The 286-nt window shown below is 40.6% G+C and carries 1 pseudogene; it reads left to right on the plus strand.

Features of this window, described 5'->3' with window-relative positions:
- A pseudogene (locus tag J8281_RS19495) lies at positions 1–286 on the plus strand (MFS transporter); the annotation flags it as partial.

Consider the following 286-nt stretch of genomic DNA (forward strand, 5'->3'; position numbering starts at 1 on the left):
TTTATAATGTTTCCTGCGACTTCTGGGGCAGAACAAGGGCAAACAGCTATTTTCTATTTTGTACTTATCGTGCTATTTATTGTTGGTTTGGGCTTTTCGTTACAGCAAACTGCCGCAAACCCTTTTGCTATTGCTTTGGGCGACCCAAAAACAGGTTCCCATCGCTTAAATTTAGCCGGTGGCATTAATTCTTTTGGAACAACTATTGGTCCTGTGGTAGTAAGCTTAGTAATATTTGGGTCTGCCTCTTGGTCTACTAGTGAATTGGCTAGCATGATAAAGAATA

This window comes from Aquimarina sp. U1-2, from assembly GCF_017897595.1.
Taxonomy (GTDB): Bacteria; Bacteroidota; Bacteroidia; order Flavobacteriales; family Flavobacteriaceae; genus Aquimarina.